This is a genomic window from Roseateles sp. P5_B10 (genome assembly GCF_056400485.1).
Map to the genome: position 1 here is coordinate 1 of NZ_JBFULE010000622.1, position 3,146 is coordinate 3,146.

Genomic DNA, 3,146 nt, shown 5'->3' on the forward strand with positions numbered 1-3,146 from the left:
GTCAAGGACTGGATCGAATCCGAGATGCGCCGCCTCGACCCCGAGGCCTATGCCAACCCTCCGTCCGCCGGCGTCGCCGGCGACGCGGCGGCGAACCAACGCTGATCACCATGCCCGCCAAGCGCCCGGCCCCACTCCTGCAGGACAGCCAGCTGTCACTGTTCGACGTGGAGCCGGAGATCACGCCAGCCGAGCCCGGCGCGCCGCGCGCGCGGCGTGAGCTGCTGCTGGGCCAGCATCGCATCGGCTATGAACTCAAGCGGGCGCGCCGGCGCTCGATCGGCTTCGTCGTCGGGCCGCAGGGCCTGCGCGTCAGCGCACCGCGCTGGGTGCCCATCAACGAGATCGAACGCGCCCTGCATCACAAGGGCGATTGGATCCTGCGCAAGCTCGTCGAGCAGCGCGAACGCCAGCAGCGCATCCAGGCGTCGCGCATCGAGTGGCTGGACGGCGGCCGCCTGCCCTATCTCGGCGAAGCGTTGACGCTGGTGCTGGCACCTGCCGAGCGCGAGGTGGTGTGGGATGCCGCCGCGCGCCAATTGCGCCTGCCCTTGCCCTTGGGCGCCTCGGCAGAGCAGATCCGCGACCTGGCCCAGTCCTGGCTGCAGGCCCGCGCGCGCGAGGACTTCCTGCCGCGCTGCCGCCAGTTCGCCGACCAGCTCGGCGTGGCCATGAAGTCGCTGCGACTGTCCTCGGCGCAGACGCGCTGGGGCAGCGCCAGCGCCGACGGCTCCATACGCCTGAACTGGCGCCTCATCCATTTCGCGCCGGCCATCATCGACTACGTCGTCGCCCATGAACTGGCCCATCTGCGCGAGATGAACCACAGCCCGGCGTTCTGGGACACGGTGCGCTCGGTGCTGCCCGATTTCGAGCGCTCGCGCGATGCACTGCGCGAGGAATCCATCGTGGTTCAGTAGGCCCCTCGTCCAGTCTGGCCCGGCTGAACGCCGGCCAACCTGGCCGGTCCCCCTGGGGGACGGCGATGCTTGCAGCATTGAGCTGCAAGCACATCGCCAAGGCGGGCCGGCTTGGGGCGGCCCGGCACTCGGCCCGAAAGACGCCGCAATGGCTTGCATGTGAATACTACCGAGCCACGGTCACCCTGCCGCCTTCACAAAGCGCAACACTTCGTCTGACGCTGTCACACAGGTACCCGCAGCCGGCCCAGCCGGAGGGAGTGAAGGTACCGCGCTAAGCCGGACCGCCGCCGCACGATCTTGATCGTCGGCGGCGTTTCTCTTTGGCGCTGGCGTCAGCCGGGCAAGAAGCGGTAGACGCCGTCGGCGCCCAGTTCGCGCTTCAGCTCGCCCTTGAGCCACAACGCGTGCAGGTGAGCGATCGCCTCGCCCATCGCGAACGTCGTCTGGTGCAGGTCGAGCTTGCGTTTGAACAGCACGGGCAGCAGGCCGGCCGCATGCGTCGGTTCGGCGCGGCAGGCGGCGATGACCTCGGCGAGGCGCTCGTCATGGTGCTCCTGCAACTGGTCGATGCGCTCATGCAGGCCGGTGAAGGGCTTGCCGTGCGAGGGCAGCACCAGCGTGTCGGCCGGCAGTTCCAGGTAGCGCTTGAGTGAGTCCAGATAGAGCGTCAGCGGGTCGGCCTCGGGCTCGACGTCGACGACGGAAACATTCGTCGAAATGCGCGGCAGCACCATGTCGCCACTGATCAGCAGCTTGGCTTCTTCGCAGAACAGGCTGATGTGCTCGGGCGCGTGGCCGTAGCCGGCGATGCAGCGCCAGGTGCGCCCGCCGATGTCGATCTCGCTGCCATCCATCAGCCGCCGGTAGCTGGCCGGCACGACCGGCACCATCTTGGGGTAGTAGTCGGCACGGGCGCGGATCTTCTCCAGCGACTCCGGGTCGGTCAGGCCATGGCTGCCAAAGAAGGCCGCTGCCGAAGCGCCGCCCATGCCCACCGTCGAGCCACTGGCCAGGCGGGCGAGGTTGTAGTCGGTCGCGCTCATCCACAACCGGCAGTTCCATTTCTCGGTCAGCCAGTGCCCGAGCCCGAGGTGGTCAGGGTGGAAGTGCGTCGCAATGACACGCAGCACGGGCAAACCGTCCAGGTGCGCGGCAAACACCTGCTCCCAGTTGGCGCGTGTGTCGTCGCTGGCGATGCCGCAGTCGACGATGGTCCAGCCCTCGCGACCATCGAGACGGTCACGCAGCAGCCACAGGTTGATGTGGTCCAGCGCAAAGGGCAGGCCCATGCGCACCCAGCGCACGCCGGGTGCCAGGTCCAGCGCCTCGCCGGGTTGGGGCAGGGTATCGCCCAGGGGGTAATGCAGTTCGGATTCGCGTGGATTGGCCATGACCGCTCTAGACTGACGTTTACGTCAATTGAGTGTAGCCATGCCCTCCCGCCGACCTGTCCCCGCCGCGACCGAAACGACCTACACGATCACTGAACTCGCCGCCGAGTTCGACATCACGCCGCGTGCGATCCGCTTCTACGAGGACATGGGCCTGCTGGAGCCTGGCCGCAAGGGCCGCAACCGCGTCTACACGCCGCGCGACCGCACCCGGCTGAAGCTCACGCTGCGCGGCAAACGCCTGGGCCTGGCCCTGCAGGAGATCAAGCAGCTCGTCGACATGTATGACAGCCAGGCCAGCGCCGCGCCCCAGTTGCGGGCCTTCCTCACCATCCTGGCGCAGCACCGCCAGCAGCTCGAACAGCAGCGCCACGACATCGAAGTCACGCTGGCCGAGATCCAGCAGCACGAGAAGCGTTGCCGCGCCTTGCTGGGGTCTTGAACCATCGGCCAAGCGTGACGCTTTGCCGGGAGCGGCTTCAAATTGCGTCGCATGCGGGACAAACCCCGCTGACGCCATCCCACAGTCTGACTAGAGTCCGCCCCTCGACCGAGGTGGCATTTGCCACCGGCCGAAATGTCTTTGTGGAGCTGTCATGACACTCGGACCGCGCCGTACCCTGGCGCTTGCCCTGCCCGCCATCGCGGGCGCCCTGCTGATGCTGGCCCAAGCGGCCAGCGCCCAACAAGAAGCACCCAAGGCCGAGAGCCTCGAGCGTGCGCAGAAGGCGGCCGACGCCGTCTTCCACTGGATCAAGCTCAACGCCGACAAGGGCGCCAACCGTCAGGCGCCCGCACCAGCGCCGGCGCCAGCCGCCGCGCCGCGCAAGCC

At 68.1% G+C, this 3,146-nt stretch carries 3 protein-coding genes and 1 pseudogene; 3 read left to right on the forward strand and 1 reads right to left on the reverse strand.

The window, feature by feature from the left end:
* The first annotated feature begins 110 nt into the window (after positions 1 to 110).
* Positions 111 to 920, forward strand: coding sequence for a M48 family metallopeptidase (locus tag AC1DU6_RS24930; RefSeq protein WP_457319687.1), 810 nt, complete (start codon positions 111 to 113; stop codon positions 918 to 920).
* Between the two features lie 335 nt (positions 921 to 1,255).
* On the opposite strand, the gene AC1DU6_RS24935 is transcribed toward AC1DU6_RS24930, so the two are convergent.
* Positions 1,256 to 2,314: an MBL fold metallo-hydrolase gene (locus tag AC1DU6_RS24935; protein WP_457319685.1), complete on the reverse strand. Its 1,059-nt coding sequence runs from the start codon at positions 2,312 to 2,314 to the stop codon at positions 1,256 to 1,258.
* 40 nt (positions 2,315 to 2,354) lie between these two features.
* On the opposite strand from AC1DU6_RS24935, the gene AC1DU6_RS24940 reads away from it, so the two are divergent.
* Both AC1DU6_RS24940 and AC1DU6_RS24945 read left to right on the forward strand, forming a co-directional pair.
* Positions 2,355 to 2,756: a MerR family transcriptional regulator gene (locus tag AC1DU6_RS24940; protein WP_056204659.1), complete on the forward strand. Its 402-nt coding sequence runs from the start codon at positions 2,355 to 2,357 to the stop codon at positions 2,754 to 2,756.
* Positions 2,757 to 2,910: 154 nt separating this feature from the next.
* Positions 2,911 to 3,146, forward strand: a pseudogene (locus AC1DU6_RS24945) (hypothetical protein); the annotation flags it as partial.